This window comes from Ruegeria sp. CDSB114, from assembly GCF_059611025.1.
This window is the reverse complement of the sequence record NZ_JBXWOT010000001.1, coordinates 724,928-750,889: the sequence shown is the minus strand read 5'-3', so window position 1 is coordinate 750,889 and position 25,962 is coordinate 724,928. Positions and strand designations below refer to the sequence as shown.

Here is a 25,962-nt window from a genome sequence, read left to right as displayed (position 1 = left end):
CGGTCAGACCTGAACCATCAACCGCTTTAGCCCGTGAAAATGGTAGCTGTTGGAATATTCCGGTTCGGCGCTGAGCGCTAGGTTGGGACAGCGTTCGAACAGTGCCGCCAGCGCTATTCGCATTTCGAGTCGGGCCAACGGTGCTCCGAAGCAGAAATGCAGACCCGCGCCAAAGCTGCTGTTGGTCAGGATGGGGCGGGTTGGATCGAACTTATGAGGTTCGGCCCAGACTTGGGGATCACGGTTCGCGGCTCCAAGCAACAAAGCGACTTCGTCACCGCGTTTAAAACTGTGCCCGAACAGGTCGATCTCTTCATAGGCATAGCGCGTGAACATATGCAGCGGGGGATCAAAGCGCAGGATTTCTTCGACGGAGGCGTCAATCGTTTCAGGCTGAAAGGCAGCGGCTTTTACACCTTGTTGCAATACGGTCCTAAGCCCATTTCCCAGAGAATGAACCGTGGCCTCATGACCGGCATTCAACAGCAGAATGCAAGTTGCAACCAACTCGTCACGCGACAGTTTTTCACCATCTTCTTCAGCGGCGATCAACCGGGTAATCAGGTCATCCCGAGGGTCAGACCGGCGCTTTTCGACGTAAGACGAGAGAAAGTCGGTGAACTCTTTTGCCGAGGCCGCCGCCGCATCTTCGGTCTCGCGTGTGCGGCTGGCCTGATACATCGCCACCATGTCATGGGACCAGCGCAAAAGCTCGGGCGACATCTCTTCGGGAACGCCTAGAAGGCGGCAGATCGTAACGACCGGAACTTGCGTGCAATAGGTGTCCAGCAGATCGAACGGCGCATCCGGAAAGGCGTCGATCAGCTTGTGGCTGAGGTCTTGGATCGTTGGTTCCAGTGCCGCAATGGCACGTGACGTAAAGGCGCGCATGACCAGGCGTCGAAGCCGGGTGTGGCGCGGCGGCTCTGCTTCTAACAACGAATGAGATTCGACCATCAGCCAGGGGGCTAGATGCGCAGGACCTGGACGTTGCATTTCCGCCGGTACTTCGCGACCGAAACGACGGTCCTTCAGCAAGGCCTGAACCGCCCGGTGGGATACAGCAGCGTGCATCCGGTAGTCGGCCCAATACACAAGGTCGCCATGCGCGCGGGCCGCATCATAAATCGGATAAGGGTTCTGGACAAAATTCGGGTCAACAGGGGATTGATGCAAAGTCTTCATGGCGGGCACACTTGCCATGAGGCGCGTTGAATGCAAGACCCAATGTCATGCAAAGGGTATGGTTAATTTCGACATTTCTGATTGCTGTTGGGCTGCTCTCTGTTGGAGTGTGGTCATACGGCTTTCGTCAGGCTTTGTCGCCGCTGAGCGATAAGGCTGAGGCCGATCTGGAATTGGCCGCCGACCGCCTTAGCACACAAATGCAGGTCTATCAGGAACTGGCTGTCTTGATGGCCAGCCACCCGGCTGTTCGAACGCTTTTCACGCCGAGTGATCGCGCCATCGCGCAGGCTGTGTTGCTGGACGTGGCAGACAAAACTGCCGCCGTTAACATTGTCTATCTGGACCGTCTGGGCAGGGTACTTGCAGCCGCCCACCCGGTGCCTGAATTGACGATGGCAGACCATCCCGCATTCAGGCGCGCCATGCAGGGTGCTATGGGCAGTGCCCACGGGGTCGAGTCCACAAGCGGCGATCGAACCTATTCCTATGCAGCTCCTGCCTTTGGTCCCACCGGTATAGTCGAAGGCGCATTGATGGTTATAGCTGATGTGCAGGATGTCGAACAGACTTGGCGGGGCAGTACCGAGGCCATTTTCTTTATTGATGGGGAAGGTGTGGTGTTCATCTCGAACCGTTCCGACCTGTTGTTCTGGCGTCGGGCCGAAGGTCAACCGGGGCTGGTGCCGCCCGAGGGGCAGACGGTTGATTTCTCGTCGAATCTGATCGGACGACACGAGCTTTGGACCTTGAATTGGGGCCGGTATCTGCCACGGCGTGCGTTACACCTTACGCTCGATTTACCGGTGATAGACATGACAGCAGAGGTGCTGGTGGATGTGGCCCCGGCGCGCCGTCTGGCGAATTTGCAAGCAGCGGCGGTCGCTGCGATCTGTCTGGCCTTCGGGGCGCTTTTGTTCATGGCAACCGAACGCCGGCGTGCGCTTGCTGAGGCCAATGCGGTGCTGGAAAGCCGTGTGACGCGCAGAACCCATGCGCTGACCGCCGCGAATACCGCCCTGCGGCGCGAGGTTCATGAGCGGGAAGAGGCCGAGGTCGCTCTGAAGCATGCGCAGGAAGAGCTTATACAGGCCGGGAAGTTGAGTGCGCTCGGGCAGATGTCGGCGGGCATCAGCCATGAGTTGAACCAGCCGCTGATGGCCATTCGCCAATTCGCCGAGAATGGAACGGCTTTTCTGACCAGAGGTGACGAGTCAAAAGCCGCCGAGAACCTCACCAGAATTTCCGATTTGGCCGCGCGAATGGCGCGAATTATCAAGAACCTCAGGGCTTTTGCCCGCAATGAAAACGAGCCCATGGGCAGAGTTGATCTGGTTCAGGTAATAGAAACGGCGTTGGAATTGACCGAGGCCCGGCTGAATTCGGAAAACGTTCGTATGGAATGGCAGGCTCCAGATGTCCCTATCTATGCTTGGGGTGGCGAAGTGAGATTGGTGCAGGTGTTCGTAAATCTGATTAACAACGCCGCCGATGCCATGAGTGAGCAACAACAACGCATGATCAAGATCGCGATAAACAGTGACAAGACCCTGACGGTCACGGTCAGCGACACAGGTCCGGGGATCGAGAACTCGGAGAAGCTGTTCGAACCGTTCTATACCACCAAAGCTGTCGGTTCGTCTGAGGGTATGGGGCTGGGGCTGTCGATCTCTTATGGTCTGGTTCAAAGCTTTGGTGGTAATATTCGGGGCACCAACGCTCCGACAGGTGCGGTATTCACTGTGGAACTGGAGCATTTCAGCGAAGTAGGGGCAGCATGACCCGCAAAGTGCTTTTGGTCGATGACGACTCGGCAGTGCGCGAAGCGCTGGCCCAGACGCTGGAGCTTGCCGATTATGAACCCGTAACAGCCGGGTCCTTCGTGGCGGCGAAGGATCATATCCGGGCGGATTTCGCGGGAGTGATCGTGTCGGATATCCGGATGCCTGGTCGGGACGGGTTTCACCTGTTGACCTACACCCGCGATATGGATGCTGATCTGCCTGTCATCCTGTTGACTGGAGAAGGCGACATACCAATGGCAGTGCAGGCCATGGGGCAGGGTGCATTCGACTTTTTGGAAAAGCCCTGCGCCGCGGCAGATCTGCTAAAGGTGTTGGGCAAGGCATCCGAAGCGCGAGAACATGTCCTGCAACAACGCGCAATGAAAAGCGAACTCGAACGCGGCGATCCAGCGGCACGCCTGCTGTTCGGTCTCTCATCAAAGGCCGAAGAACTGAGGGAAAGGGTTCGTACAGTAGCCCAGACAGGGGCCGAAGTTTTGGTCACCGGACCGGCTGGCAGCGGAGTGTCCAAAGTTGCCGAGGTCGTTCACCTAATGTCGCCGCAAAGTCAGGGCCCATTTGTCAAACGTCCATCCGCCGGTTTGTCGACCAGCGATCTGGTTCATGTCTGCGAAGATGCAGCCGGTGGTTCCCTTTTTCTGGACGAAATCTCGGCCATGCCCGAGGCCACGCAATATGCAGCACTGGAGATGGTTGAACAGGGTGTAGGCGCCCGAATTCTGGCGGGCACGACCACTGACCTAGCCGAATTGTCTTCGGATGGACGGTTCCTTGCAGATTTGTTCTATCGTTTAGATGTGATGCGCGTTCGCATACCGTCGCTTGCCGAGCGCCCCGAGGATATACCTGTAATCTTCCGCCACTATGTAGCACAGGCAGCCGAACAGGCCGGGATAAAGGAACCGGAAATCACGTCGGACCATCTGGCATCGCTGATGACCAGAGACTGGCCGGGCAATGCACGGTCGCTGATGTCAGCCGCAATGAGGTTTGTGCTGGGAATGCCCGAGGATGTCTCGCAGGCCGCAGAACTGGGGTTGAGCGAGCAGATGGCACGGGTCGAAAGATCTCTGCTGATTGCTGCCCTTGGCCGGCATAACGGCAAAGCATCAGAAGCCGCAAAGGCGCTAAAGCTGCCTCGCAAGACCTTTTACGACAAACTGGCGCGATATCACATTCGTCCGGAAGACTACCGTAGGTGAAAGCTCCTGCCAGCTTTTCCCGCATTGTCATGCGGTTAAGCTGTTGGGTGTAGCAGTCCGCTGACGCGGACCGTGGGAAGAGCCAAAACCTGGTAAACGATTCGCGTTCGGCGAATCGCTATTTGTGCGGATATCCACACAATGGCGCATATATATGTGCGGATTCTCGCACGGCTTCCCGAATGGCTCAAATGGATACCAGACAGAAAGTTCGTAACACTCAGTAAATAAATGATAAAATACTACCCGGTAGTGAAGCCCACAATAAGTTGAGGGCTTGACCCCGATTCGGTTCACTCGCCGCCATGGGACGGCTTCTGCGCGTCCGGAGACGTAGTGAAGTATCTGGGAGAACTCGACTGATGAAATTTTTGACAACGGCAGCGACGGCCGTCGCTCTAACCGTAACAGCAACCGCAGGCATGGCCGCTTGTGAAGACGGCGAAATCGTCGTGAAATTCGCGCATGTGACCAATACCGATAAACATCCCAAGGGTATTGCAGCCTCGTTGCTGGAACAGCGCGTTAATGATGAGATGAACGGCGTGATGTGCATGGAGGTCTACCCGAACTCCACGCTTTATAACGACGATAAAGTCCTTGAGGCGATGTTGCAGGGCGATGTGCAACTGGCGGCCCCGTCATTGTCCAAGTTCGAGAAGTTCACCAAGCAATTCCGCCTGTTCGACCTGCCGTTCATGTTCAAGAACATTGACGCGGTAGACGCATTTCAGGCTTCGGCTGACGGTCAGGCGATGAAAGACAGCATGCAGCGCCGTGGCCTGCAGGGGCTGGCATTCTGGCACAATGGCATGAAACAGATGTCGGCCAACAAACCGCTGGTCGATCCGTCGGATGCCGATGGCCTGAAATTCCGCGTCCAATCCTCTGACGTGCTGGTCGCGCAGATGGAGGCGATTGGCGGAAGCCCGCAGAAAATGGCTTTCTCAGAGGTTTATGGCGCGTTGCAGCAAGGTGTCGTCGACGGACAGGAAAACACTTGGTCCAACATCTACGGCAAGAAGTTCTTTGAGGTTCAGGACGGTATCACTGAAACCAACCACGGTGTCATCGACTATCTGGTCGTGACATCGGTTGACTGGCTGGACAGCCTGGATCCTGCGGTGCGGGAACAGTTCCTGACCATTCTGGGCGAAGTGACAGAACAGCGGAACAAAGAATCCTTCTCGGTGAACGAGGAAGCTAAGGTCTCGATCACAAATGCGGGCGGTATCATCCGTGAACTTAACCCTGAACAGCGTCAGGCCTGGATCGACGCCATGAAACCTGTCTGGGAACAGTTCGCCGGTGACGTGGGTCAAGAAAAGATCGACGCCGCACAGGCTATCAACGCCGGGTTCTGATCCTGGTATACGCCGCGCGTCCGGGGACTGGGGAGTATTCGACGCGCAGGCAGGGTGGGCCGATTTGGCCCGCCCAAACAGCACTTATCTCAAAAAAATGTGGGGACAGATAGATGTCTGGTGCGCAATCCGGCCAAGGCGGGCTGGTCGACCATATCGAAGAAACCTTGATCGCATCGTTGCTGGGCCTGATGACGGCTGTGACATTTGCCAATGTGATCGCAAGGTATTTCTTTAATTCCAATATCCTATGGGCACTGGAGCTGACGGTTTTCGCCTTCGGCTGGTTGGTGCTGCTTGGGGCGTCTTATGCCGTCAAGAAACACGCTCATCTGGGAGTGGACGCCATCCTGAACATGCTCAGCCCGGCGCCTCGACGGATTTTGGCTCTGATCGCTGTAGCCTGCTGTCTGGTGTTTTCTCTGCTGATGCTAAAAGGCGCATATGACTATTGGGCCGTGTTCGCGGATCTGCCGCCCACATCGGGGCGATGGTTCCCTACCGGGTTCAACTTCGATGCGCGCAGTCAGAGCTTTTATGAGGTCGACGACATTCCGATGGTTGCCCCGCTGCGGTTTCTGGAGGATCTGATCAACTATGGCGAGGGCTATGAAAAACTGCCCAAGGTGGTGCCGTATCTGGTTCTGCCCGTGTCGATGCTGCTTTTGGTGATCCGCTTTGCGCAGGTTGCGGTACAGATTTGGCGCGGCGAAGCCGATCGGATGGTCGCTAGCCACGAAGTCGAGGACGAGATTGAAGAAGTCCGCGCTCAGCAAGGAGAGCACAACTGATGGATGTCATTCTTCTGTTCTCGATGGTCGTAGGCTTACTGTTGATCGGTGTACCGATTGCGGTGGCTCTGGGGCTCAGTTCGACCCTGTTTCTGCTGATCTATTCCGACAGTTCGCTCGCTTCGGTCGCAGGTACCTTGTTTGAGGCTTTCGAAGGGCATTTTACCCTGCTGGCGATCCCTTTCTTCATTCTGGCCTCGTCCTTCATGACCACGGGCGGCGTGGCTCGGCGCATCATCCGTTTCTCGATTGCCTGCGTGGGGCACTTGCCCGGAGGTCTGGCGATTGCGGGCGTGTTCGCCTGTATGCTGTTTGCGGCCCTGTCGGGGTCGTCTCCGGCTACGGTAGTGGCCATTGGTTCGATTGTGATCGCTGGTATGCGGCAGGTTGGCTATTCCAAGGAATTCGCCGCCGGCGTTATCTGTAACGCAGGAACGCTGGGTATTCTGATTCCGCCGTCGATCGTGATGGTGGTCTATGCCGCCGCTGTCGAAGTTTCTGTCGGGCGCATGTTCCTCGCCGGTGTGATCCCCGGTCTGTTGGCTGGGCTGATGCTGATGATTACCATCTATGTGATGGCCAAGGTCAAGAACCTACCCAAGGGTGAATGGAAAGGCTGGGGCGAAATCCTTGTCTCGGCACGCGAAGCAGGTTGGGGTCTGTTCCTGATCGTGATCATTCTGGGTGGCATCTATGGGGGTATCTTTACCCCGACCGAGGCCGCTGCGGTGGCCGCAGTCTATGCATTTTTGATTGCCAGCTTCGTCTACAAGGACATGGGCCCCCTCAGCACCGAGGGTGAGGAAAAGAATATCTCTTTGCTCAGAAAGCCTTATGCGCTGATCACGGCGATTTTTCACCCCGACACCAAGCAGACGTTGTTCGAAGCTGGGAAACTGACCGTTACCCTGCTGTTCGTTATCGCCAACGCCTTGATCCTTAAACATGTTCTGACCGACGAACAAGTGCCGCAGCACATAGCAACTGCCATGCTGTCGGCAGGTCTGGGACCGGTGACTTTCCTGATCGTGGTTAATGTGATCTTGCTGATCGGCGGCCAGTTCATGGAGCCTTCGGGCCTGCTGGTTATCGTAGCACCACTGGTGTTCCCGATTGCAATCGAGCTGGGCATCGACCCGATTCACCTGGGCATCATCATGGTGGTAAATATGGAGATCGGGATGATCACCCCGCCGGTCGGCTTGAACCTGTTCGTGACCTCGGGTGTTGCGGGCATGCCGATGATGGGCGTTGTCCGGGCGGCCCTGCCATTCCTGGCGGTCCTGTTCGTCTTCCTGATCATGGTGACCTATATCCCGTGGATATCCACCTTCCTGCCCAACACCTTCATGGGGCCGGAGATCATAACAAACTAGCGGGTCCAACCGCTGAGAAAAAGACCGGGCAGGGGATCTCTGCCCGGTCTCTGCGTCTTGAACGGGGCGCCAAGGGGATTATCTAAAGGGCAGAGGACGACCTCTCCATCACGGGACAGTATCCGGGACGACCCGGACTGATCAGAGGTCTCTTCTATGCCCTGGATTATCCTGTTGTTTGCCGGCCTGCTTGAAATTGTCTGGGCCGTGGCGATGAAACAATCTGCCGGGTTCACCCGGTTCTGGCCGACCGCCCTGATGGCGGTTTCGATGCTGGGTTCGTTCACCTTGCTGGCGCTGGCCATGCGGACGCTGCCTTTGGGAACAGCCTATGTCATCTGGACGGGAATAGGAGCGGTTGGCGCGTTTACCTTTGGTATTCTTTTTCTGGGCGAAGCCCTGACCGCCACGCGGATCTGCGCGGCAGTCTTGATCATAGCCGGGATGGTGACGATGAAAATGGCCTGATCAGGCCTTTTCCAGAGCCTGAATGATGCCCGAAAAATCGTCAGCCTTCAGGCTCGCCCCGCCCACCAATGCGCCATCCACGTTCGATACGGCGAAAATCTCGGCGGCGTTTGATGGCTTGACCGAGCCGCCATAAAGCAGCCGGACCGAACGTCCAACGCCTTCGCCAAAGCGCCGTTCCAGCCGCGCGCGGATAAAGTCATGCACCTGACCGATTTCATCCAGAGTGGGCACTTTGCCCGTGCCAATGGCCCAGATCGGTTCGTAGGCGACTATTAGGTTTTCGCCCGTTGCCTGATCCGGGATCGAGCCGGACATCTGACCGCCGATTATATCCAGGGTATTGGCGGCCTCGCGCTGTTCCAGGCTTTCACCGACACAGATGATTGCCTTTAGCCCACCATTCATAGCGGCAATAGACTTAGCACGAACATCTTCATTCTGTTCACCATGATCTTCGCGGCGTTCAGAATGGCCAAGAATGACGGCTGACGCTCCGGCGTCGGCCAGCATCTGGGCGCTAATGTCACCTGTATGCGCGCCCGAGTTTGCCGCGTGGCAATCCTGACCGCCTATCTGGATGTTTCCGCCCGGGACCTTCTCTTTGGCCCGATGGATCAAGGTGGCAGGTGGGCAGATCAGAATATCAACTGCCGGGGCAGCATGCATGTGAGAAAGGGCCTGAAGCTCGCTCAAGTCGGCAGCATTACCATTCATCTTCCAGTTTCCAGCCGCCAGTTTACGCCGCATATCGCGTCCCCTTGAAATAAATCGGTTTTCTGGTGACCGGATATCATTGCCAGTCAGGTCTGACAATTCCGGTTGCAGAGCCCGTTGCAAAACGGCAGTTTCCGCCGCGATGAGGAATGAGCAATATGATCGAACATCTTGATCTTAAAAAACTGGATCAGCGCGACACGGTGGAATTGGCCAAATTGACCCGCGCCGTCGGTGAAGTTGGGTTTCTGACCGTCTCCAATACTGGTATCTCCGCCAGTCGGGTGGAACGGGTCATCTCGGCATATCACGCATTCTTCCGGCTGCCAGAGGCCGAGAAACGGCGTGTTGATATGGCTGTGACCGGGTCCAACCGCGGGTGGGGCGCCTCGCGCTCGGAACAGGTAGATCCAGCTGCAAATCCTGACTTCAAAGAGGTGTTCGATTGCGGATACGAGCTAGCTGAGACCAATAGGTACTTTGGCAAGAACCTCTCGGTTTATGCCCCGAACCAATGGCCGGAGATTGTGCCCGAGTTTCGATCAATCATCGAGGCCTATTATGGTGACGCTTGTTCGGTTGCCATGCGGGTGTTGCGCGCCATTTCGGTGGCATTGGGCAAGGATGCCAACAGCTTTGACACTGCCTTCGACACGCCCATGGCCCTGTTGCGCGGCAATTATTACCCGCAAAGGCCAGTCTGGGCAGGCGAAAAGGATTTCGGTATCGGAGCGCACACTGATTATGGCTGTCTGACCCTGCTGGCCACCGATGGTCGAGCCGGGTTAGAGGTACAGATGCCGGACCAGAGTTGGGCTCAGGTCCAAGCGCAGCCCGGAACATTCATTATCAATTTTGGGGAGATGCTGGAGTTCTGGACGGCAGGGGCGGTCAAGGCAACTCTGCACCGTGTGATCGGTGGATCTGCTGAAAGGCTGTCGGTTCCTTTGTTCTTCAACCCGTCTTATGACACCAATGTTGCCCCGCCACATTCAGAGAATGTCATCCAGGCAGGAGAGCACTTGACGCGTCGGTTCAACGAGACCTATGTGCACTTGCAGGCAGCGTCTTAAGGCTGAGTTGCAATGCTTTCGTCGAACTTGATGGATTCTCCGCAACCGCAGGCATCTACAACATTCGGGTTGCGGAACTTGAAACCGGATTCAAGTAACGAGACCTCATAGTCGATCTCTGTTCCAAACAGGAACATCTGTGCCATCGGGGCGATCATGATCCGCGCGCCGTCCTGCTCGACCACTTCATCATTGGTGTCAGGCTGGTCGACATAGTCCATGGTGTATTCCATCCCGGCACAGCCGCCTTTCTTGACGCCAATACGCAAACCAGCATGACCGCCCGAAGTCATCAGGCGGGCAATCTGCTCTGCAGCCTTTGGTGTCATTGTTACGGCCTGTTTGCCGGGGATGCCGAACATCATGATCTCCGTCGTTGTTCGTAGTTGCTAATGTAGTGCCCCGAGGCATCAGGCTCAAGACATAGCAGGTTTTCTTACCTAAGTTTTCCTGTCGGAATAGTTTTTCTACCCCAGCGGGTAAGCAAAGCTTGCTTTGCAAATTACACTCGTCATAGCCTGACCCATGATCCACTTTTGGAAAATATTTGAGGCTGAATAGCATGAAAAGACTTTGGTTTAGAAAAAAAGATATTCTTACAATTCCTTCTCTGATGCTGTCTGTGTTTTTGGCTCAGACGGCGATCGCAGAAGAAAAGCAACATCCGGTAAACTGTGCAACGGCAGAAGGTGATTTGCGCGCGATTGCAACCGAACGAAAACATGCGGAGGAAGAGCAGGCCAAAAGTGTAATTGCCATTACACCTGCTGGGGCGCTTCTAGGCCTTGTGACTGGAACCGAAAAGAAAAGACTAACTATGTTATCAGGAGATTACATACAGAAGCTTAACCAGAGGTCGGACGAAATCAAATCGACCTGCGGAATTCAATAACAGCAGGCCTTCGCACTTGGTCTTACATAAATCCAAGTTCCAGGCGCGCTTCGTCTGACATCATTTCCATGCCCCAGGGGGGCTCCCAGGTCAGTTCCACGTCAACTTCTTTTACGCCGGCCACGGGTTCGATTGCCTCGACGATCCACCCAGGCATTTCGCCGGCAACCGGGCAGCCGGGCGCGGTCAGTGTCATGATGACCTTGACCGCGTTTTCCTGGGTGATGTCGATCGTATAGATCAGACCCAGATCATAGATGTTTACAGGGATTTCGGGGTCATAAACCGTTCGGCAGGCGTCGACCACCGGCTCATAAAGAGGGTGTTCAATCGTTGAAGGGGCAATAAGAGGTGTGCCTTCAAACTGTTCGCTCGGGTGAGTCATTCGTGCCTCGGGTTTGTTACCTGACGAATTATATAGGGAAAGCCTCGGGCAGCGTCCAGAGGCACAATGACACCCCCTTAAGGGGTGCCATAAGATTTAGTCGTTTATGTCATGTCTAAACTTCTTCACCTGGCCATGGGGCAGAGCAAAGACGCGGCGCAGGATCAGCCAGGCAATCAGCGACAGAGTCGCAAAGATCATAAGCAGGATCGGCAGCGACGGTACTATACCAGGGATTGCCAGCAGAATACCCGTCAGCCCGGCCCCGATGGCGAAACCCAGAAAGATGAACCCAGGTAGGACTATTTCGAGGATGCCCAAAGCCAACGCGCCAGCCAGCCATAGCCACCATGTTAACCAAAAGGGATCAGCCATTATGTACGTCCTTTCAACATGTTGAAGGCGTTTCCGAAAGCTTCAAGCGCATTGGCAGGCACAACGATAGTCTGCGAGCCATTGCCGGTGCCCAGCGTGTTCAATGCCTCAACCTGTTTCAATGCAACCTGGTACTGAGCCGCCTCGATACCGTTTTCCTTTATCGCCTGGGCAACAACACTGGTTGCATAGGCTTCGGCTTCGGCTTGAATGCGGCGCGCTTTGGCCGTTTGTTCGGCTGCATAGAGTTCGGCGTCGGCCTGAAGCTCAACAGAGCGTTTCTTGCCCTCGGCCTCGGTTACCTGCGCGCGGCGCGCGCGTTCAGCATTCAACTGTTGCAGCATCGCGTCACGGGTCGCCTGATCGAGGTTAACGTCCAAAATCTCGGCGCGCGTCACTTCGATCCCCCAGTCATCCACTGCGGTTTCGACGCTTCCTTGAATCTGAGTGATCAGTTGAGCACGGTTCGACTGAACTTCGTCCAGGTCCATCTTGCCGATTTCCGCCCGGACGATACCGGCAACGGTCGTCGCGATAGCACCATCTACATCGCGGATGCGGTAGACTGTCTTTTCCGGCTCTAGGATGCGGTAAAAGACCGAAGTGTCGATTTGGACCAGAACGTTATCTTTGGTGATTGCATCCTGCGTTGCATTGGGAAGCTGGCGTTCCAGAATGGATATCTTGTGCCGCGCAACATCCAGTAAAGGAACGATAAAGTTGATCCCAGGGCCAAGCACCGAATGCAAGCGCCCGAACCGTTCGACCACATATTTTTCTGATTGCGGCACGATTTTAATGCCTTTTAGCGTGATGATGACGATCAATGCCGCCGCGAGCAGGTAAATTATGTTCGAAGAAAGCAATCCAATGATTTGGTCTTCGGTCATATCTGTCCTCTTTTATTGTGTACGATAGTATACATTTGGGGGTTGAATCGCCCTTTTTCAACTCTGGTATGGAGGGATTGTGCTTGGATTCAAAACGCTGATCCATGGATTTTGGTTAGTTTTTGCTATTGTGACCGCTTTGCATCCCCTCGCGTTTGCGCTATCGGGCTGGGATGAAACTGATTATTGATACAGACCCCGGCATCGACGATGCGATGGCCATTGCATATGCCGCTGCAGCCCCCGAGATTGACTTGATCGGCCTGACGACCGTTTTTGGCAACACCCACGTTCATCAATCCAGCCGCAATGCACGGTTTTTGGTGGATAAACTTGGGTTGGACATTCCCGTCGCCCAAGGCGCTGCCTACCCACAGGGAACAGGGCACCACGCACCGTCCGAACATGTTCACGGTCCCGAAGGTTTTGGGGATATTACCGATATCCCGGAAATCGGGGCGAACCATGATTTGAATGCCACGGAATTCCTGGTGAAAATGGCGCGCCGCCACAAGGGAGAGCTGACGGTTTGTGCAATCGGCCCCTTGACTAATATTGCTGCGGCGATGCGTTTGGATCCTGAGTTTTCGCAGAACATCAAACAGTTGGTGATCATGGGTGGGGCGGTTTTCTGCCCAGGAAACATCACGGAACATGCCGAAGCAAACATCTATCACGATGCCCTTGCCGCAAATGAAGTGTTTGCAGCACCGCCGGCGACCGTTGTGGTTGGTTTGGATGTCACCTTGAAAACGCTGTACAAAAGTGCGGATTTTGACGGTCTGGCCCAACGCTCGCCCGATATGGGGGCTTTCCTGCGCGACATCTCGGTATTTTACCTGAAATTCTACAAGGATATCGGCGGGTTGGAGGGCTGCGGCCTGCATGACTCGACTGCTGTGATCGCCTGCACCCATGGCACGATGTTCGAGATGGTCGAAACCGGGGTTGAGGTAATTGTGGGTGGTACGGAATCCGGTGCTACGCGTCCGGACTCGACGCGACCGGCTGTGCTGGTATGCCGGGATGTTGACGGGGCAGGGGTTGTTGATCTGTTTACCCGGCAGGTTGCCTCTTTACCCTGACAACTTGCAATGGCTGAACAGATCGGGCAAATCCTGCCCGGTTCAGCGACCCGAGGATGCCCAATGACAGACCGTTTCTCATTTGACCTGAAGGCCACCGACGGCAAGGCCCGCGCCGGGGTGATCCACACGCCGCGCGGTGAGGTGCGTACTCCGGCGTTCATGCCAGTGGGGACTGCTGCGACGGTCAAAGCGATGATGCCGGAGAGTGTGCGTGCAACCGGTGCCGATATCTTGTTGGGAAACACCTATCACCTGATGCTGCGCCCAACGGCTGAACGCATCGACCGTTTGGGCGGGTTGCACAAGTTCATGAACTGGGATCGCCCGATCCTAACGGATTCCGGTGGATTTCAGGTCATGTCCCTGGCTGGTCTGCGCAAACTGACCGAAAAGGGCGTGACCTTCAAATCTCACGTGGATGGGTCCAAGCACGAGCTGACCCCGGAACGCTCGATGGAGATACAGCGCCTGTTGGGGTCGGACATCGTGATGTGTTTTGACGAATGTCCGGCCCTACCCGCAGATCGGGATCGAATTGCTGAATCAATGCGCTTGTCGATGCGATGGGCCGATCGATCGCGACAGGCTTTCGGCGACCGTCCTAGACATGCGTTGTTTGGGATCATGCAAGGCGGGCTGGAACAGGATTTACGCGAAGAAAGCGCCGAGGCGCTGAAAGCGATCGGATTTGAGGGTTACGCGGTTGGCGGTCTGGCCGTGGGCGAAGGTCAGGAGGCAATGTTTGGTTGCCTCGACTACGCTCCTGACTTTCTGCCAGCCGACAGACCGCGCTATTTGATGGGCGTTGGAAAGCCTGACGACATTGTCGGAGCTGTCGCCCGCGGGATCGACATGATGGATTGTGTCTTACCCTCACGGTCCGGTCGCACAGGACAGGTGTTCACTCGTTACGGCGTGGTCAACATAAAGAATGCCCGCCACGCAGATGACCCGCGCCCGCTGGATGAGGCCTGCTCATGCCCGGCTTGTTCGAACTACTCTCGCGCCTATCTACACCACGTGTTCCGCTCGAACGAGATGATTTCGGGCATGCTGCTGACCTGGCATAATCTGCACTATTTTCAGGAAATCATGCAGGGTATGCGCGATGCCATTGCTGCTGGCACATTCGATGTCTGGCAGGCGACCTTCCATGCGCAGCGCGCGCAAGGGGATATTGAACAGATTTAGGTTCAGCGCCTTTTCAGTCGACCTAACAAGACACCAGATTGAGGGCGCTTTACCTGCGTTTACCGAACAGCCAGCGCTTCTTTTGTGGTTTTGCATCAAGGTCGTAGCCAAACCCTTCGAAAAAGCTACGAACTTCTGGTGTCAACATCCCACGGCCACTTGCATATTGAGGCAGGTCGAAGCCACCGCCATAGTTCAGCTCGACAACGACCGGACCAGACTCGGTTATAGCGATGTCGGTCGACTGATATCGAATTGGCTGAAAGGTTCTTGCAGCACGGTCATTTATTTCGATCAATTCGTCCCAAAAAGGCAGTTTCAAGCCCATTAAACCGGGGTTGTCAGGATGGTCATCCAGGAATTCTGTTTCCATCTTGGCGCGGCGCGCGACGGTTTCGATAACACCGGTTTCGATATTGATCGAACAAGCAAGGTTCCCCGGTCTCCAGAAGGCGTCCGCAATATTGGGGCCCTGCGGAAGTTTAATAACGGCAACTGGGCAAAAGACGTCGTTTTCTCTTACCAGAGTAACCATTCGCACCGTTGCAAGGGCTGAAGCGTAGTCTTGGATTGCAGAGTGATTTTTGAGCAAAGGTTGCACGACATATGAATTCTGCCCAACGAACTCGTCTAGGAATGCCTCATAGGTGATCGGCGGTTGGCCTGCACAAGTGATAGTGGATTGATCCGCATCCTCGATCAAAAAGGCCCCAAAGCTTACCATCCCCTCGACGATCTTTCCAAAAAGCCCACCTTCCAGATGGTTGCAAACGAGATCGCGCAACGCCTCTGGAGTGTTGATCTTCGTAACCCCGGGGTAGTGTCGGTTCGAACGGTCGATGACGCCAACGGTTTCCGGGACAGGTACACCCGCTGTTTCAAGCAAAGTAGAAGCCAGTATCTTGTCTTCTGCGGCACTGTTCCAACCATGGTGGTTACACTTGTGGGCGATGGGCCAATGGAGATCATTGGAGATGTATGCCGCGCGTTCGGCGTCGGTAAAGCGGTCTTCGTGATGAAGGCCATTGCGCACATACTCAACCATATTCAAACGGCTGGGAGGCTTTGCCATTTGATTGAAGCTCCGTTGGACTTGTAAAACAGAGCGCCCAGAGCTTTTGGCGGCATGCGCTAAAAGCGTCGCATGATCGGAGTCGCGGGCAGATAGGTACCGTTGATGGTCGGATTCCGCAGCATTGATATTTTTTGGATTTGTCATCTCTACGACTCACAGTAATCGATCAGAAGTTGGGGTATGCAATCATATTGTTTGCAATGATGGCAGGCTTTGGGCAGCTGCCTGTTAGATAGTGTTGTACTTTTGCTGTTGGTTTCTGAATTTCCAGGCAGGCAATCGCCGAAGAAACCAAGCGGGGTCAAATTGAGAATTTGACAAGACCGATCATGTTATCGTCTTGCGGAGGCGCAACCTTCCGGTCATTGTTAGGTCCACTACAGGTAAGGTTGAAATAGGACGCTTGGCGCACCACCTTTACCTTCCAGACAGGAGACGGCCGGGGGTTGCCTAGATGAGGGACCAGTGCCGTCTTGCCAAAGATAAGGATTGAGCATGCAAGAGCCCCTGAATTCCTCATACCCAGTACTTCCGCTACGCGACATTGTGGTTTTTCCTCATATGATCGTGCCTTTGTTCGTGGGTCGGGAAAGGTCTGTCCGCGCACTTGAGGAAGTGATGCAGGACGATAAGCAAATTCTGCTGTCTAGCCAGATTGATCCAGGTGATGACGATCCGGAAATCGACGGAATCTATCGCTCGGGCGTGCTGGCAAATGTGCTGCAGCTGCTGAAGCTTCCAGATGGAACCGTGAAAGTTCTGGTCGAGGGGCAAGCGCGCGTACAGATTACAGAATACCTTGATAACGAAGAGTTTTTTGAGGCTCGTGCAGAATATCTGACCGAGATTCCGGGTGATGTGACCACTACACAAGCGTTGCTTCGCACCGTTGCCGACGAGTTCGAGCGCTATGCCAAAGTCCGCAAGAACATTCCCGAAGAAGCACTGACCGCTGTTGGCGAAACCGCCGAACCCGCCAAGTTGGCCGACCTTGTGTCGGGACATCTAGGTATCGAGGTCGAGCAAAAGCAGGAACTGCTGGAAACACTGTCGGTCAGCGAGCGGCTGGAAAAGGTCTATGGCCTGATGCAGGGCGAGATGTCGGTTCTGCAGGTCGAGAAAAAGATCAAGACCCGTGTCAAAACCCAGATGGAGAAGACGCAGCGCGAGTATTACCTGAATGAGCAGATGAAGGCCATTCAGAAGGAACTTGGCGATGGTGAGGACGGCTCGAACGAAGTGGCCGAGCTGGAAGAGAAAATCGCCGAGACCAAACTGTCGAAAGAGGCGCGTGAAAAGGCCGAAGGTGAGCTGAAGAAGCTGCGCAACATGAGCCCGATGTCGGCTGAGGCCACGGTCGTACGCAATTACCTCGACTGGATTTTGGCCCTGCCTTGGGGCACCAAGTCCCGCGTTAAAAAGGATCTGGGCCGGGCGCAGGAAATTCTGGATGACGATCACTATGGGCTTGAGAAGGTCAAGGAACGGATCGTCGAATATCTGGCGGTTCAACAGCGTTCGAAAAAGCTGAAAGGCCCGATCCTGTGTCTTGTTGGCCCTCCGGGTGTTGGCAAAACGTCGCTGGGTAAATCTGTTGCCAAAGCCACTGGGCGCGAGTTCATTCGCATCTCGCTGGGTGGTGTGCGTGACGAGTCCGAGATTCGGGGCCACCGTCGGACCTATATCGGTTCGATGCCCGGCAAGATCATCCAGGCGCTGAAAAAGGCGAAAACCACGAACCCGCTGATCTTGTTGGATGAAATCGACAAGATGGGGCAGGATTTCCGTGGCGATCCGGCCTCGGCCATGCTGGAAGTGTTGGACCCGGAACAGAACAGCACGTTCATGGATCACTACCTTGAGGTTGAATATGACCTATCCAACGTGATGTTCCTGACTACTTCCAACAGCTATAACATGCCCGGGCCTTTGCTCGACCGGATGGAGATCATTCCTCTGGCGGGCTACACCGAAGATGAAAAGAGCGAGATCGCCAAGCAGCACCTGATCAGTAAGCAGATCAAGAACCACGGTCTGAAAGCCAATGAGTTCGAACTATCCGATGAGGCGCTGCAATCGATTATCCGCACCTACACCCGAGAAGCTGGCGTGCGGAACCTCGAACGCGAAATCGCCAAGGTGGCGCGGAAGTCGCTGACCAAGATCATCAAGAAAGAGGCGGAGTCGGTCACGGTGACAGCTGACAACTTGGATGAGTTTCTGGGTGTGCCCAAGTTCCGCTATGGTCTGGCCGAACAGGACGATCAGGTCGGCGTTGTAACCGGTCTGGCTTGGACATCCGTTGGTGGTGATCTGCTGCACATCGAGGCGCTGAAACTGCCCGGTAAGGGGCGGATGAAGACCACTGGTAAGCTGGGCGATGTGATGAAGGAATCCATCGATGCAGCCTCGTCTTATGTGCGGTCAATCTCACCTAAGATCGGGGTGAAGCCACCCAAATTCGACAACCTGGACATCCACGTCCACGTACCGGACGGGGCAACGCCCAAGGATGGTCCTTCGGCCGGTTTGGCAATGGTGACCTCAATCGTATCGGTTCTGACGGGTATCCCGGTGCACAAGGATATTGCCATGACAGGAGAAGTTTCCTTGCGCGGCAATGCGATGCCCATCGGTGGATTGAAGGAAAAGCTGCTGGCGGCTCTGCGCGGCGGGATCAAGACTGTTCTGATTCCGGAAGAGAATGAGAAAGACCTGGCCGAAATTCCTGACAACGTGAAGGAGGGACTGAAAATCATCCCGGTCACGCATGTTTCGGAAGTTCTGAAACACGCTCTGGTTCGGGATCCTGAACCTGTCGAATGGGACGAAGCCGCAGAAGAGGCCGCCGCGGCTGCAGCCAAAACGGCTGAGAACACGTCCCCGTCCGCCAGGGCGCACTAAAGGTCAGAATATGGCAACCAGGGGCGGGGTTAGCACCTCGCCCTTTTTCTTTGGTCAGACCAAATAGTCAGCCAATTACTGTCTTTGCATGTCGGATCGCAGAGTAGAGAAATGGTGGGTGATAAGAGATTTGAACTCCTGACATCTTCGATGTGAACGAAGCGCTCTACCACTGAGCTAATCACCCGTGAGCAGGGGTCTTATAAGGAGTTCAGCAAAGCCGCAAGAGGTCTTTGCGCCTTTTGGGCCCCGGGGGTTACGCTGCAAATGCCCAGTCGAGGTGCCCATATACGGGCGGCCTTGTGGGGCCGCCCTTTCACTTTTTTGATGTCAAAGAATGAAATCGTCCTGGGTCAGATCGTGCAAGCCAGAGATCTTGATAACCATCTCAGGATTTTTGTCGCCGTCAGTATCCACAAGAACAAGTGTGAAGTCGTTCTTGGTGCCTGCGTTGTTTTTCTTGACGTAATAGATTTCGCCTTCGTCCGACGTCTGGGCGGGTGTTGTACCGTTGAAGACAAATGAATCATCGCCGTCAATTACGGTGCTTGCATCGATCGCACTTAGGTCGATCTTGTCTTCACCCTGAGTGAAATCGGTAATCCGGTCGGCATATTTCGCTTTGCGCGAACTTTCGGTTGTTGACGTAAACACAAAGTCATCGGCCCCTTCGCCGCCGGTCATGGTGTCCCTTCCGGCACCACCGATCAAAGTATCGCTGCCTGCGCCACCATTCAGGGTATCTTTGCCAAGGCCTCCGTCCAGGCGGTCAGACCCTCCATTACCCTGCAGGATGTTTCGACCGTCCGTACCTGTAATGTCGTCATTTTGCTCGGACCCATCGACGTTTTCGACACCCGTAATGGCATCGGTTCCGTATCCGGTCGCCTGAGTGTTAATGTCAGAAAGATCAACGGTTGCCGCGCTCGTGCCGGTAAAACGCAGCCAATCAACGCCCTTGCCGCCGTTAATGAAATCGTCACCGTCTCCGTCCTCGGCGACAAAGTTGTCCGTCCCTTTGTGACCGTTCAGCACGTCGTTCCCAACACCCCCGGTCAAGGTGTCATTGCCCTGACCACCAAGAACTATATCGTTACCCTCACCACCAAAAATAACGTCGCTACCGCCGACACCCACCAATAGGTTATCAGCTTCATTCCCGACGATGAGATCGCCCTTTTTGCCGCCCACAGCATTCTCAATGACGACTCCATTTGCGATCGTAAATCCGCCGGTTATGCCTTTGGCATGGGATGGAGTGCCGCCTGCATCGCTGCCATCAAGATCCGCGTCATTGAGGTTGATTGTGACGCTGCGCTTAACACCATTTGCTGAAATCGTATCGACCCCATCGGTGTCCCAGATGGATGTCCAGAAGGTCCCGGCGCCATTTTTGCCTTTGATTTTATAGACGTTGTCGTCGGTGTTGTGGTCCGTCGTTCCGTAGATCGCCTGCAGCGCAGCTATATCAAGGGCCATGGGCGAAGCCGTGCCGCCAGCCTTATATGTCTTCAGAGGAATAACTTCGGGATATCCCGAGTTGTAGGACATGATCGTGTAAACACCCTGATTCTGCCCATCTGTCCCGTAATCGGCGAAGGGCTGCGTAACCCCCGGGAAAATAGTCGAGCTGCCGCCTTCATCATGTGGGTGGGCTAGACCAAGGCCGTGAAGAATCTCATGAATGATTGTCGCAAACCCTTCACCGCCTTTGCGTAAGGCCTCTTTGCTAAAAAGAGGCGTATCATAGGCAAAGATGCCGAACAGGGCGTCAATGCCAGAATCCTGCAGCAGGGGGTCGTCACCCGGAACTTGATGGACACCAAGAGATCCGGGTCCGCCAAGATCGTTTTGCGTCAGTAAAGCGTAGGTGATGTTAACGTCATTAATCTCGCCTGCTGGTGTCAGAAAGCCGACTTCGTTGAACTCGATCGGTATGATCGTTTCGATAATTGCAAATGCTTTGCGGATTGCTTCCTTCATGTAGGAGGCAAAGCCACGGCGACCTAACGATCCATCATCGAAGGAGTATGTGATTGTGCCCGGAGCACTGACGCCTCCGGCGCTGGTGTCCCAAGAGGTGCCCCAAATCAGGCTGTCCACATAAACATGGCCGGTAGCACTTGCGCCCGGATAGAATGTGCTGGCAACTGACATCTTAAATTTCTTCCTTGTCTAACACGCCGTTTGTTCCCGGTTTTTCCGGAATACAAAATTGGCGCCGTATATATTGACCGGTTCTAGAATCGGTAATTCTTCCTTTGGCATCAGAAATTTCCAACGTTTTGGCCCGAGGATCAACCGAGCGTATGAAGTCTCTTTTGGCAGAGGTGTTTGTAATCGTCTTGCAGACCATTTGTGGTTGAAATGAGGCAGAACGCGGCAAGCTTTGAGTAACTCTCTGCCAGCAAGTCGATATGACTGTTCACTTTGGGTTTATGCCAGAATAAGCTTTGGGAAGAGTTTGGGGGCTGTCCTGAGATCTGGATCTAGCGGACCCATTCCAGGTGATGTGCTGCTCAAGGTTTCAGAATATTTTTGTCTGGCCAAAGGCAGCGGGTTGTGAATTATCGGCTGGTTTCTGTTTGGCCATTCGTCGTGTGACGAGAAAACATCTCTAACAAAAATTACGTTCTGAGAAAAAACTTCAATTCGCCGCTTGACGATGTCCGGGCGTGGCCATAATACACCCCAACGTTCAGCAACGAACGGGCAGCGGGCGGTTGTAGCTCAGTTGGTTAGAGTACCGGCCTGTCACGCCGGGGGTCGCGGGTTCGAGCCCCGTCAACCGCGCCATCGCTGCCATCCTTGGTCCAGGGTAAAGGCCACGAAATAGATGCGCGGTTGTAGCTCAGCTGGTTAGAGTACCGGCCTGTCACGCCGGGGGTCGCGGGTTCGAGCCCCGTCAACCGCGCCATTTTCCACTAGTTTTCAGAAATCATACCGTTTACCGGGTGACACTATTGGTTTTGTTGTCAGTAGGTGGCGGCAACATCTCTCTCGTTCACATTTTGTTCTAACTTTTCTGTTGGAGACTCAGTGTGGCTCGCTTATCTCTAGGACACTTATGTGTTGGGGGCCAAACATGGCTGAGCTGAAGAATATCGAGGTGCGCGGCGCGCGCGAACATAACCTCAAAGGCATTGACGTGGATATTCCGCGTGACCAGCTTGTGGTCATCACTGGTCTGTCAGGCTCGGGCAAGTCGTCGCTTGCCTTTGACACGATCTATGCGGAAGGGCAGCGCCGGTATGTCGAAAGCCTGTCGGCCTATGCCCGGCAATTTCTGGATATGATGGAAAAGCCAGATGTGGACCATATCAGTGGTCTATCTCCGGCTATTTCCATCGAACAGAAGACGACCTCAAAGAACCCACGGTCTACCGTGGGTACCGTGACCGAGATTTACGACTATCTGCGTCTGCTGTTTGCCCGCGCTGGTACACCGTTCAGCCCTGCCACGGGCAAGCCGATCGAAGCCCAGCAGGTGCAGGATATGGTCGACCGGATCATGACGATGGAGGAGGGCACGCGAGGGTATCTCCTGGCCCCGATCGTTCGGGACCGAAAGGGCGAGTATAAGAAAGAGTTTCTGGAGCTGCGCAAGCAGGGGTTTCAACGCGTCAAGGTTGATGGCGCGTTTCATGAGCTGGACGAGCCGCCGACACTGGACAAGAAATTCCGCCATGACATCGACGTTGTGGTCGACCGGTTGGTCGTGCGCGAAGGTATGGAAACGCGGTTGGCGGACAGCTTGCGCACGGCGCTTGATTTGGCCGATGGCATTGCGATTTTGGAAACCGCACCGCGTAAAGGCGACCCGGAACGGATTACGTTCAGCGAGAATTTTGCCTGTCCTGTCAGTGGCTTCACCATCCCTGAGATTGAACCACGCCTGTTTTCCTTCAATGCACCCTTTGGGGCCTGTCAGGATTGCGACGGGCTGGGTGTCGAGCTGTTCTTTGATGAACGCCTTGTCGTTCCGGATCAGACACTGAAACTTTATGACGGCGCCTTGGCACCCTGGCGCAAAGGTAAGTCGCCGTATTTTCTGCAGACCATCGAAGCCATCGCGCGACATTATGAGTTCGACAAAAACACGCCGTGGAAAGATTTGCCCGAAAAGGTGCAGCAGGTGTTCTTGCGCGGGTCGGGTGAGGAAGAAATCCAGTTCCGCTATGACGAGGGTGGCCGGGTATATCAGGTAACCCGCAGTTTCGAAGGCGTTATCCCGAATATGGAGCGCCGCTATCGCGAGACTGACAGCGCCTGGATACGCGAAGAATTCGAACGCTACCAAAACAACCGGTCCTGCGGCAGTTGCGAAGGCTATCGACTGCGGGCCGAGGCGCTGGCCGTCAAGATCGCCGGATTGCATGTCGGGCAGGTTGTGCAGATGTCGATCCGCGAGGCGCTGGCGTGGGTTGAGGATGCACCAAACCATCTGAGTGCTCAGAAAAATGAAATCGCGCGGGTGATACTCAAGGAGATTCGTGAGCGGCTTGGGTTCCTGAATAACGTTGGTTTGGAATACCTTACGCTGTCACGTTCAAGTGGAACGCTTTCGGGCGGGGAAAGTCAGCGTATCCGTCTGGCCAGCCAGATCGGTTCGGGTCTGACCGGGGTGTTGTATGTACTGGACGAACCTTCGATCGGGTTGCATCAGCGCGACAATGACCGCTTGCTGGGTACTCTCAAAAACCTGAGGGATCAGGGGAACACGGTCATCGTCGTAGAACATGACGAGGAAGCCATCCGCGAAGCCGACTATGTCTTTGACATCGGACCGGGCGCAGGCGTGCATGGCGGACAGGTCGTCAGCCATGGTACCCCGTCCGAGATCGCGACCGATGCAGCCTCGATCACCGGCCAATACCTGTCAGGCACACGCGAAATCCCGGTGCCGTCCGAGCGGCGGAAGGGGAACAAAAAGAAAGTGACTGTGGTCAAGGCCACCGGGAACAATCTGAAGAAAGTGACCGCTGATTTTCCTCTGGGCAAGTTCGTCTGTGTGACCGGCGTATCCGGCGGTGGCAAATCGACCCTGACGATTGAAACCCTATTCAAGACAGCCTCAATGCGGTTGAACGGCGCGCGGCAGACACCTGCACCGTGTGAGACGATCAAAGGGCTCGAGCATCTGGACAAGGTGATCGACATCGACCAGCGGCCCATCGGGCGTACACCACGCTCCAACCCGGCCACGTATACGGGGGCGTTCACGCCGATCCGTGACTGGTTCGCTGGTCTGCCCGAGGCCAAGGCGCGGGGGTATAAACCCGGTCGGTTCAGCTTTAACGTCAAGGGCGGTCGGTGCGAAGCCTGTCAGGGCGACGGCGTCATCAAGATCGAGATGCACTTTTTACCCGATGTCTATGTAACCTGCGAAACCTGCAAAGGCGCGCGGTACAATCGGGAAACGCTCGAGATCAAGTTCAAAGGCAAGTCCATCGCGGATGTCCTTGATATGACAGTGGAAGATGCACAAGAGTTCTTCAAAGCCGTGCCGTCGATCCGCGATAAGATGGACGCGCTGGCGCGGGTCGGTCTGGGGTATATCAAGGTCGGGCAACAGGCGACGACCCTGTCGGGCGGTGAAGCGCAGCGGGTGAAGCTGTCAAAGGAACTCTCCAAACGCTCAACTGGTCGGACGCTTTACATTCTGGATGAGCCGACGACCGGTCTTCATTTCGAAGACGTCCGCAAGCTGTTGGAAGTGCTGCATGAATTGGTTGATCAGGGTAACACGGTTGTTGTGATCGAACACAATCTGGATGTTGTCAAAACGGCCGACCACATCATTGATATCGGGCCCGAAGGCGGTGACAGTGGTGGTGAAATTGTCGCCACGGGAACGCCCGAAGATGTTGTTGCTGTGGAACGCAGCCATACGGGCAGGTATTTGAAACAGTTGCTGAACCCCGAGCGGGTCGCGGCGGAATAACCTCCGTCGCGGCAACTTCAGTATCTGGCGTATCGCAGCGTCTGCCAGTGGCGCAGTATTGGCGGAAAGAACAGGAACACGAAGCCGAAGCTGACATAGGCAAAAATCATCATCGGGATCCACAGCAGAACGCCAACCAGCCCAGTAAACCCGGAAACACGCGCGGCTGAGTTCGCCGACATAATGCGCGTGAGCAAAGCAAAGAGCAGACGCCCCCAATCCAGCGGCATCAGGGGCAGCATGTTAAACGGCGCCAGCCACAGGTTTAGCTCTGCCGTCACCACCAGAACCCAGCCAATTTCGGGCGAGTTGGAAACGGTTCCAGCAATGAACACACGGTCCACAGGGTCAGGTTCACAATCGGCCCCATGGCCACAATCAATTCGTCTTCATATGCCGAGGTTGACCGGCGATGTTCGCAGAATCCGCCGCCCCCATAAAGGACGACTCGATTGACGGGCACGCCCTGCACAAGACAGCCCCATGCGTGGCCCAACTCCTGCAGGAGAATCGAAATCAACTAAATCGCCACGAAGGCGAGCGCATAGGGCAGGTTGACCGGATCGACGTTAAATCCGACAACGATCAAAACCAGAAAATAAGGCTTTGGCTGAAATGTATCGGTACGTTCCATCGGCCGCGGGGCTCAAATAGCACGTTTTCAGTATTCATAATAAAACCTCGAAATAGTGAGGTTTATGATGATGTTAGATCGTGTCAAAATTTTAAAACAGGCCGGAAAATGCCCGAGCCTGCTTACTTTTTCAAATCGACTGTGGTTGGTTTTCGCCCGCTTGAATTCAGGCCGTGCTTGTCAGTTCAGGATGTCTGCAACCGCGCCGATCAGGTTCAGAACTTTGCGTGTATCTGGGTCGACCCGATACACGTAGTCGCCTGCGCGGACATAGCTTCCCCTATTCAGCCCATACCGAAACGGATCATCAATCCAGCGATAGTCGCCATTGATAAACTCGCCATTTCTGTACAGCTTTTTGGCCTGTCCCGGAGGGACACAGGGTACGTTTTTCTTAGCCAGACCCGGCGGGCAGTGGCCGGCGTTTCCAGTTGCAACAATACCGCCCTGAGGCGCAATGCGGATGACCTTATTCTTGTTCTTGCCGTTTCCTTTCCCGTTACCGGCCATGGCCGCCACCGGGGTCACGACCAGAGCAAGAACAGTAAGCGCTTTGACCAAATTATGCGTCATCGTAGCCCCCTGGAATCGATGTTGAACTTC

22 protein-coding genes and 3 tRNA genes are annotated in these 25,962 nt (G+C 55.0%); 14 read left to right on the top strand and 11 right to left on the bottom strand.

What is annotated here, in order from left to right:
* Positions 1–3 precede the first annotated feature (3 nt).
* The gene (locus AC2FIP_RS03775) at positions 4–1,185 is read right to left on the bottom strand and encodes a cytochrome P450 (protein ID WP_496785204.1); all 1,182 of its coding nucleotides are present in this window, start codon (positions 1,183–1,185) and stop codon (positions 4–6) included.
* A 47-nt stretch (positions 1,186–1,232) separates the two neighbouring features.
* Between AC2FIP_RS03775 and AC2FIP_RS03770 the strand changes: the two genes are divergently transcribed.
* From AC2FIP_RS03770 to AC2FIP_RS03745, 6 genes are all read left to right on the top strand, one after another.
* Positions 1,233–2,966 carry a sensor histidine kinase gene (locus tag AC2FIP_RS03770; protein WP_496785203.1) on the top strand — a complete coding sequence of 578 codons (1,734 nt, stop codon included), beginning with the start codon at positions 1,233–1,235 and terminating at the stop codon, positions 2,964–2,966.
* The gene (locus tag AC2FIP_RS03765; RefSeq protein WP_271946867.1) at positions 2,963–4,192 is read left to right on the top strand and encodes a sigma-54-dependent transcriptional regulator; all 1,230 of its coding nucleotides are present in this window, start codon (positions 2,963–2,965) and stop codon (positions 4,190–4,192) included. Before AC2FIP_RS03770 ends, AC2FIP_RS03765 begins: the two co-directional genes overlap by 4 nt.
* Positions 4,193–4,554: 362 nt before the next feature.
* Positions 4,555–5,556, top strand: a complete 1,002-nt coding sequence (locus AC2FIP_RS03760) for a DctP family TRAP transporter solute-binding subunit (protein ID WP_496679567.1) — start codon at positions 4,555–4,557, stop codon at positions 5,554–5,556.
* Between the two features lie 113 nt (positions 5,557–5,669).
* A complete protein-coding gene (locus AC2FIP_RS03755; protein ID WP_142634075.1) occupies positions 5,670–6,347 on the top strand; it encodes a TRAP transporter small permease in 678 nt (225 codons plus the stop codon).
* Positions 6,347–7,723: a TRAP transporter large permease gene (locus tag AC2FIP_RS03750; protein ID WP_271946870.1), complete on the top strand. Its 1,377-nt coding sequence runs from the start codon at positions 6,347–6,349 to the stop codon at positions 7,721–7,723. Before AC2FIP_RS03755 ends, AC2FIP_RS03750 begins: the two co-directional genes overlap by 1 nt.
* Before the next feature lie 156 nt (positions 7,724–7,879).
* Complete coding sequence (locus tag AC2FIP_RS03745; protein ID WP_142634071.1) at positions 7,880–8,191, top strand: DMT family transporter; 312 nt, start codon at positions 7,880–7,882, stop codon at positions 8,189–8,191.
* Here the strand turns inward: AC2FIP_RS03745 and tpiA are convergent, their stop codons facing one another.
* Complete coding sequence (gene tpiA / locus AC2FIP_RS03740; RefSeq protein WP_496785201.1) at positions 8,192–8,941, bottom strand: triose-phosphate isomerase; 750 nt, start codon at positions 8,939–8,941, stop codon at positions 8,192–8,194. It lies immediately after the preceding gene.
* Between the two features lie 125 nt (positions 8,942–9,066).
* On the opposite strand from tpiA, the gene AC2FIP_RS03735 reads away from it, so the two are divergent.
* Positions 9,067–9,981, top strand: coding sequence for an isopenicillin N synthase family dioxygenase (locus AC2FIP_RS03735; protein ID WP_496785200.1), 915 nt, complete (start codon positions 9,067–9,069; stop codon positions 9,979–9,981).
* Here AC2FIP_RS03735 and AC2FIP_RS03730 read toward each other — a convergent pair.
* Complete coding sequence (locus tag AC2FIP_RS03730) at positions 9,978–10,343, bottom strand: HesB/IscA family protein (protein ID WP_142634067.1); 366 nt, start codon at positions 10,341–10,343, stop codon at positions 9,978–9,980. The genes AC2FIP_RS03735 and AC2FIP_RS03730 overlap by 4 nt on opposite strands.
* 200 nt (positions 10,344–10,543) lie before the next feature.
* On the opposite strand from AC2FIP_RS03730, the gene AC2FIP_RS03725 reads away from it, so the two are divergent.
* Positions 10,544–10,873, top strand: a complete 330-nt coding sequence (locus AC2FIP_RS03725; protein ID WP_496785199.1) for a hypothetical protein — start codon at positions 10,544–10,546, stop codon at positions 10,871–10,873.
* A 22-nt stretch (positions 10,874–10,895) separates the two neighbouring features.
* Here the strand turns inward: AC2FIP_RS03725 and AC2FIP_RS03720 are convergent, their stop codons facing one another.
* From AC2FIP_RS03720 to AC2FIP_RS03710, 3 genes are all read right to left on the bottom strand, one after another.
* The gene (locus AC2FIP_RS03720; protein ID WP_142634063.1) at positions 10,896–11,258 is read right to left on the bottom strand and encodes an SUF system Fe-S cluster assembly protein; all 363 of its coding nucleotides are present in this window, start codon (positions 11,256–11,258) and stop codon (positions 10,896–10,898) included.
* 96 nt (positions 11,259–11,354) lie between these two features.
* On the bottom strand, positions 11,355–11,633 hold the full coding sequence (locus tag AC2FIP_RS03715) for an NfeD family protein (protein WP_142634061.1): 279 nt from the start codon (positions 11,631–11,633) through the stop codon (positions 11,355–11,357).
* Positions 11,633–12,523 (bottom strand): SPFH domain-containing protein, encoded by an 891-nt coding sequence (locus AC2FIP_RS03710; protein WP_142634059.1) that lies wholly within the window; start codon positions 12,521–12,523, stop codon positions 11,633–11,635. The genes AC2FIP_RS03715 and AC2FIP_RS03710 overlap by 1 nt, the downstream gene beginning before the upstream one ends.
* A 173-nt stretch (positions 12,524–12,696) precedes the next feature.
* Here AC2FIP_RS03710 and AC2FIP_RS03705 point away from each other — a divergent pair, with 173 nt between their 5' ends.
* Together AC2FIP_RS03705 and tgt are read left to right on the top strand one after the other, a co-directional pair.
* Positions 12,697–13,608 (top strand): nucleoside hydrolase, encoded by a 912-nt coding sequence (locus tag AC2FIP_RS03705; protein WP_496700227.1) that lies wholly within the window; start codon positions 12,697–12,699, stop codon positions 13,606–13,608.
* 63 nt (positions 13,609–13,671) lie between these two features.
* The gene (tgt, locus tag AC2FIP_RS03700; protein ID WP_271946882.1) at positions 13,672–14,802 is read left to right on the top strand and encodes a tRNA guanosine(34) transglycosylase Tgt; all 1,131 of its coding nucleotides are present in this window, start codon (positions 13,672–13,674) and stop codon (positions 14,800–14,802) included.
* A 49-nt stretch (positions 14,803–14,851) separates the two neighbouring features.
* On the opposite strand, the gene AC2FIP_RS03695 is transcribed toward tgt, so the two are convergent.
* Positions 14,852–16,021 carry a sugar-transfer associated ATP-grasp domain-containing protein gene (locus AC2FIP_RS03695; protein WP_142634053.1) on the bottom strand — a complete coding sequence of 390 codons (1,170 nt, stop codon included), beginning with the start codon at positions 16,019–16,021 and terminating at the stop codon, positions 14,852–14,854.
* A 351-nt stretch (positions 16,022–16,372) separates the two neighbouring features.
* Here AC2FIP_RS03695 and lon point away from each other — a divergent pair, with 351 nt between their 5' ends.
* Complete coding sequence (gene lon, locus AC2FIP_RS03690; protein ID WP_496785198.1) at positions 16,373–18,781, top strand: endopeptidase La; 2,409 nt, start codon at positions 16,373–16,375, stop codon at positions 18,779–18,781.
* Positions 18,782–18,893: 112 nt separating this feature from the next.
* Here the strand turns inward: lon and AC2FIP_RS03685 are convergent.
* Both AC2FIP_RS03685 and AC2FIP_RS03680 read right to left on the bottom strand, forming a co-directional pair.
* A tRNA-Val gene (locus tag AC2FIP_RS03685) sits at positions 18,894–18,968 on the bottom strand.
* 143 nt (positions 18,969–19,111) lie between these two features.
* Positions 19,112–20,938: a M10 family metallopeptidase C-terminal domain-containing protein gene (locus AC2FIP_RS03680; RefSeq protein WP_496785196.1), complete on the bottom strand. Its 1,827-nt coding sequence runs from the start codon at positions 20,936–20,938 to the stop codon at positions 19,112–19,114.
* Positions 20,939–21,500: 562 nt separating this feature from the next.
* Here AC2FIP_RS03680 and AC2FIP_RS03675 point away from each other — a divergent pair.
* The 3 genes from AC2FIP_RS03675 (at position 21,501) to uvrA (ending at position 24,725) form a co-directional block, all read left to right on the top strand.
* Positions 21,501–21,577, top strand: a tRNA-Asp gene (locus AC2FIP_RS03675).
* A 44-nt stretch (positions 21,578–21,621) separates the two neighbouring features.
* A tRNA-Asp gene (locus AC2FIP_RS03670) sits at positions 21,622–21,698 on the top strand.
* A 168-nt stretch (positions 21,699–21,866) separates the two neighbouring features.
* The gene (uvrA, locus tag AC2FIP_RS03665) at positions 21,867–24,725 is read left to right on the top strand and encodes an excinuclease ABC subunit UvrA (RefSeq protein ID WP_496785195.1); all 2,859 of its coding nucleotides are present in this window, start codon (positions 21,867–21,869) and stop codon (positions 24,723–24,725) included.
* A gap of 17 nt (positions 24,726–24,742) precedes the next feature.
* On the opposite strand, the gene AC2FIP_RS03660 is transcribed toward uvrA, so the two are convergent.
* Both AC2FIP_RS03660 and AC2FIP_RS03655 read right to left on the bottom strand, forming a co-directional pair.
* Positions 24,743–25,069, bottom strand: a complete 327-nt coding sequence (locus AC2FIP_RS03660) for a site-2 protease family protein (protein ID WP_496785193.1) — start codon at positions 25,067–25,069, stop codon at positions 24,743–24,745.
* A gap of 470 nt (positions 25,070–25,539) precedes the next feature.
* A complete protein-coding gene (locus AC2FIP_RS03655) occupies positions 25,540–25,932 on the bottom strand; it encodes a hypothetical protein (RefSeq protein ID WP_496785192.1) in 393 nt (130 codons plus the stop codon).
* Positions 25,933–25,962 lie beyond the last annotated feature (30 nt).

Excerpts from the sequence above, each read along its gene's own strand:
- AC2FIP_RS03730 (WP_142634067.1), bottom strand. The coding sequence starts at position 10,343 with ATGTTCGGCATCCCCGGCAAACAGGCCGTAACAATGACACCAAAGGCT.
- AC2FIP_RS03735 (WP_496785200.1), top strand. The coding sequence starts at position 9,067 with ATGATCGAACATCTTGATCTTAAAAAACTGGATCAGCGCGACACGGTG.
- uvrA (WP_496785195.1), top strand. The coding sequence starts at position 21,867 with ATGGCTGAGCTGAAGAATATCGAGGTGCGCGGCGCGCGCGAACATAAC.
- AC2FIP_RS03770 (WP_496785203.1), top strand. The coding sequence starts at position 1,233 with ATGCAAAGGGTATGGTTAATTTCGACATTTCTGATTGCTGTTGGGCTG.
- AC2FIP_RS03745 (WP_142634071.1), top strand. The coding sequence starts at position 7,880 with ATGCCCTGGATTATCCTGTTGTTTGCCGGCCTGCTTGAAATTGTCTGG.
- AC2FIP_RS03725 (WP_496785199.1), top strand. The coding sequence starts at position 10,544 with ATGAAAAGACTTTGGTTTAGAAAAAAAGATATTCTTACAATTCCTTCT.
- AC2FIP_RS03755 (WP_142634075.1), top strand. The coding sequence starts at position 5,670 with ATGTCTGGTGCGCAATCCGGCCAAGGCGGGCTGGTCGACCATATCGAA.
- lon (WP_496785198.1), top strand. The coding sequence starts at position 16,373 with ATGCAAGAGCCCCTGAATTCCTCATACCCAGTACTTCCGCTACGCGAC.
- AC2FIP_RS03720 (WP_142634063.1), bottom strand. The coding sequence starts at position 11,258 with ATGACTCACCCGAGCGAACAGTTTGAAGGCACACCTCTTATTGCCCCT.
- AC2FIP_RS03715 (WP_142634061.1), bottom strand. The coding sequence starts at position 11,633 with ATGGCTGATCCCTTTTGGTTAACATGGTGGCTATGGCTGGCTGGCGCG.
- tpiA (WP_496785201.1), bottom strand. The coding sequence starts at position 8,941 with ATGCGGCGTAAACTGGCGGCTGGAAACTGGAAGATGAATGGTAATGCT.
- AC2FIP_RS03695 (WP_142634053.1), bottom strand. The coding sequence starts at position 16,021 with ATGACAAATCCAAAAAATATCAATGCTGCGGAATCCGACCATCAACGG.
- AC2FIP_RS03750 (WP_271946870.1), top strand. The coding sequence starts at position 6,347 with ATGGATGTCATTCTTCTGTTCTCGATGGTCGTAGGCTTACTGTTGATC.
- AC2FIP_RS03775 (WP_496785204.1), bottom strand. The coding sequence starts at position 1,185 with ATGAAGACTTTGCATCAATCCCCTGTTGACCCGAATTTTGTCCAGAAC.
- AC2FIP_RS03655 (WP_496785192.1), bottom strand. The coding sequence starts at position 25,932 with ATGACGCATAATTTGGTCAAAGCGCTTACTGTTCTTGCTCTGGTCGTG.
- tgt (WP_271946882.1), top strand. The coding sequence starts at position 13,672 with ATGACAGACCGTTTCTCATTTGACCTGAAGGCCACCGACGGCAAGGCC.
- AC2FIP_RS03680 (WP_496785196.1), bottom strand. The coding sequence starts at position 20,938 with ATGTCAGTTGCCAGCACATTCTATCCGGGCGCAAGTGCTACCGGCCAT.
- AC2FIP_RS03765 (WP_271946867.1), top strand. The coding sequence starts at position 2,963 with ATGACCCGCAAAGTGCTTTTGGTCGATGACGACTCGGCAGTGCGCGAA.
- AC2FIP_RS03710 (WP_142634059.1), bottom strand. The coding sequence starts at position 12,523 with ATGACCGAAGACCAAATCATTGGATTGCTTTCTTCGAACATAATTTAC.
- AC2FIP_RS03705 (WP_496700227.1), top strand. The coding sequence starts at position 12,697 with ATGAAACTGATTATTGATACAGACCCCGGCATCGACGATGCGATGGCC.
- AC2FIP_RS03760 (WP_496679567.1), top strand. The coding sequence starts at position 4,555 with ATGAAATTTTTGACAACGGCAGCGACGGCCGTCGCTCTAACCGTAACA.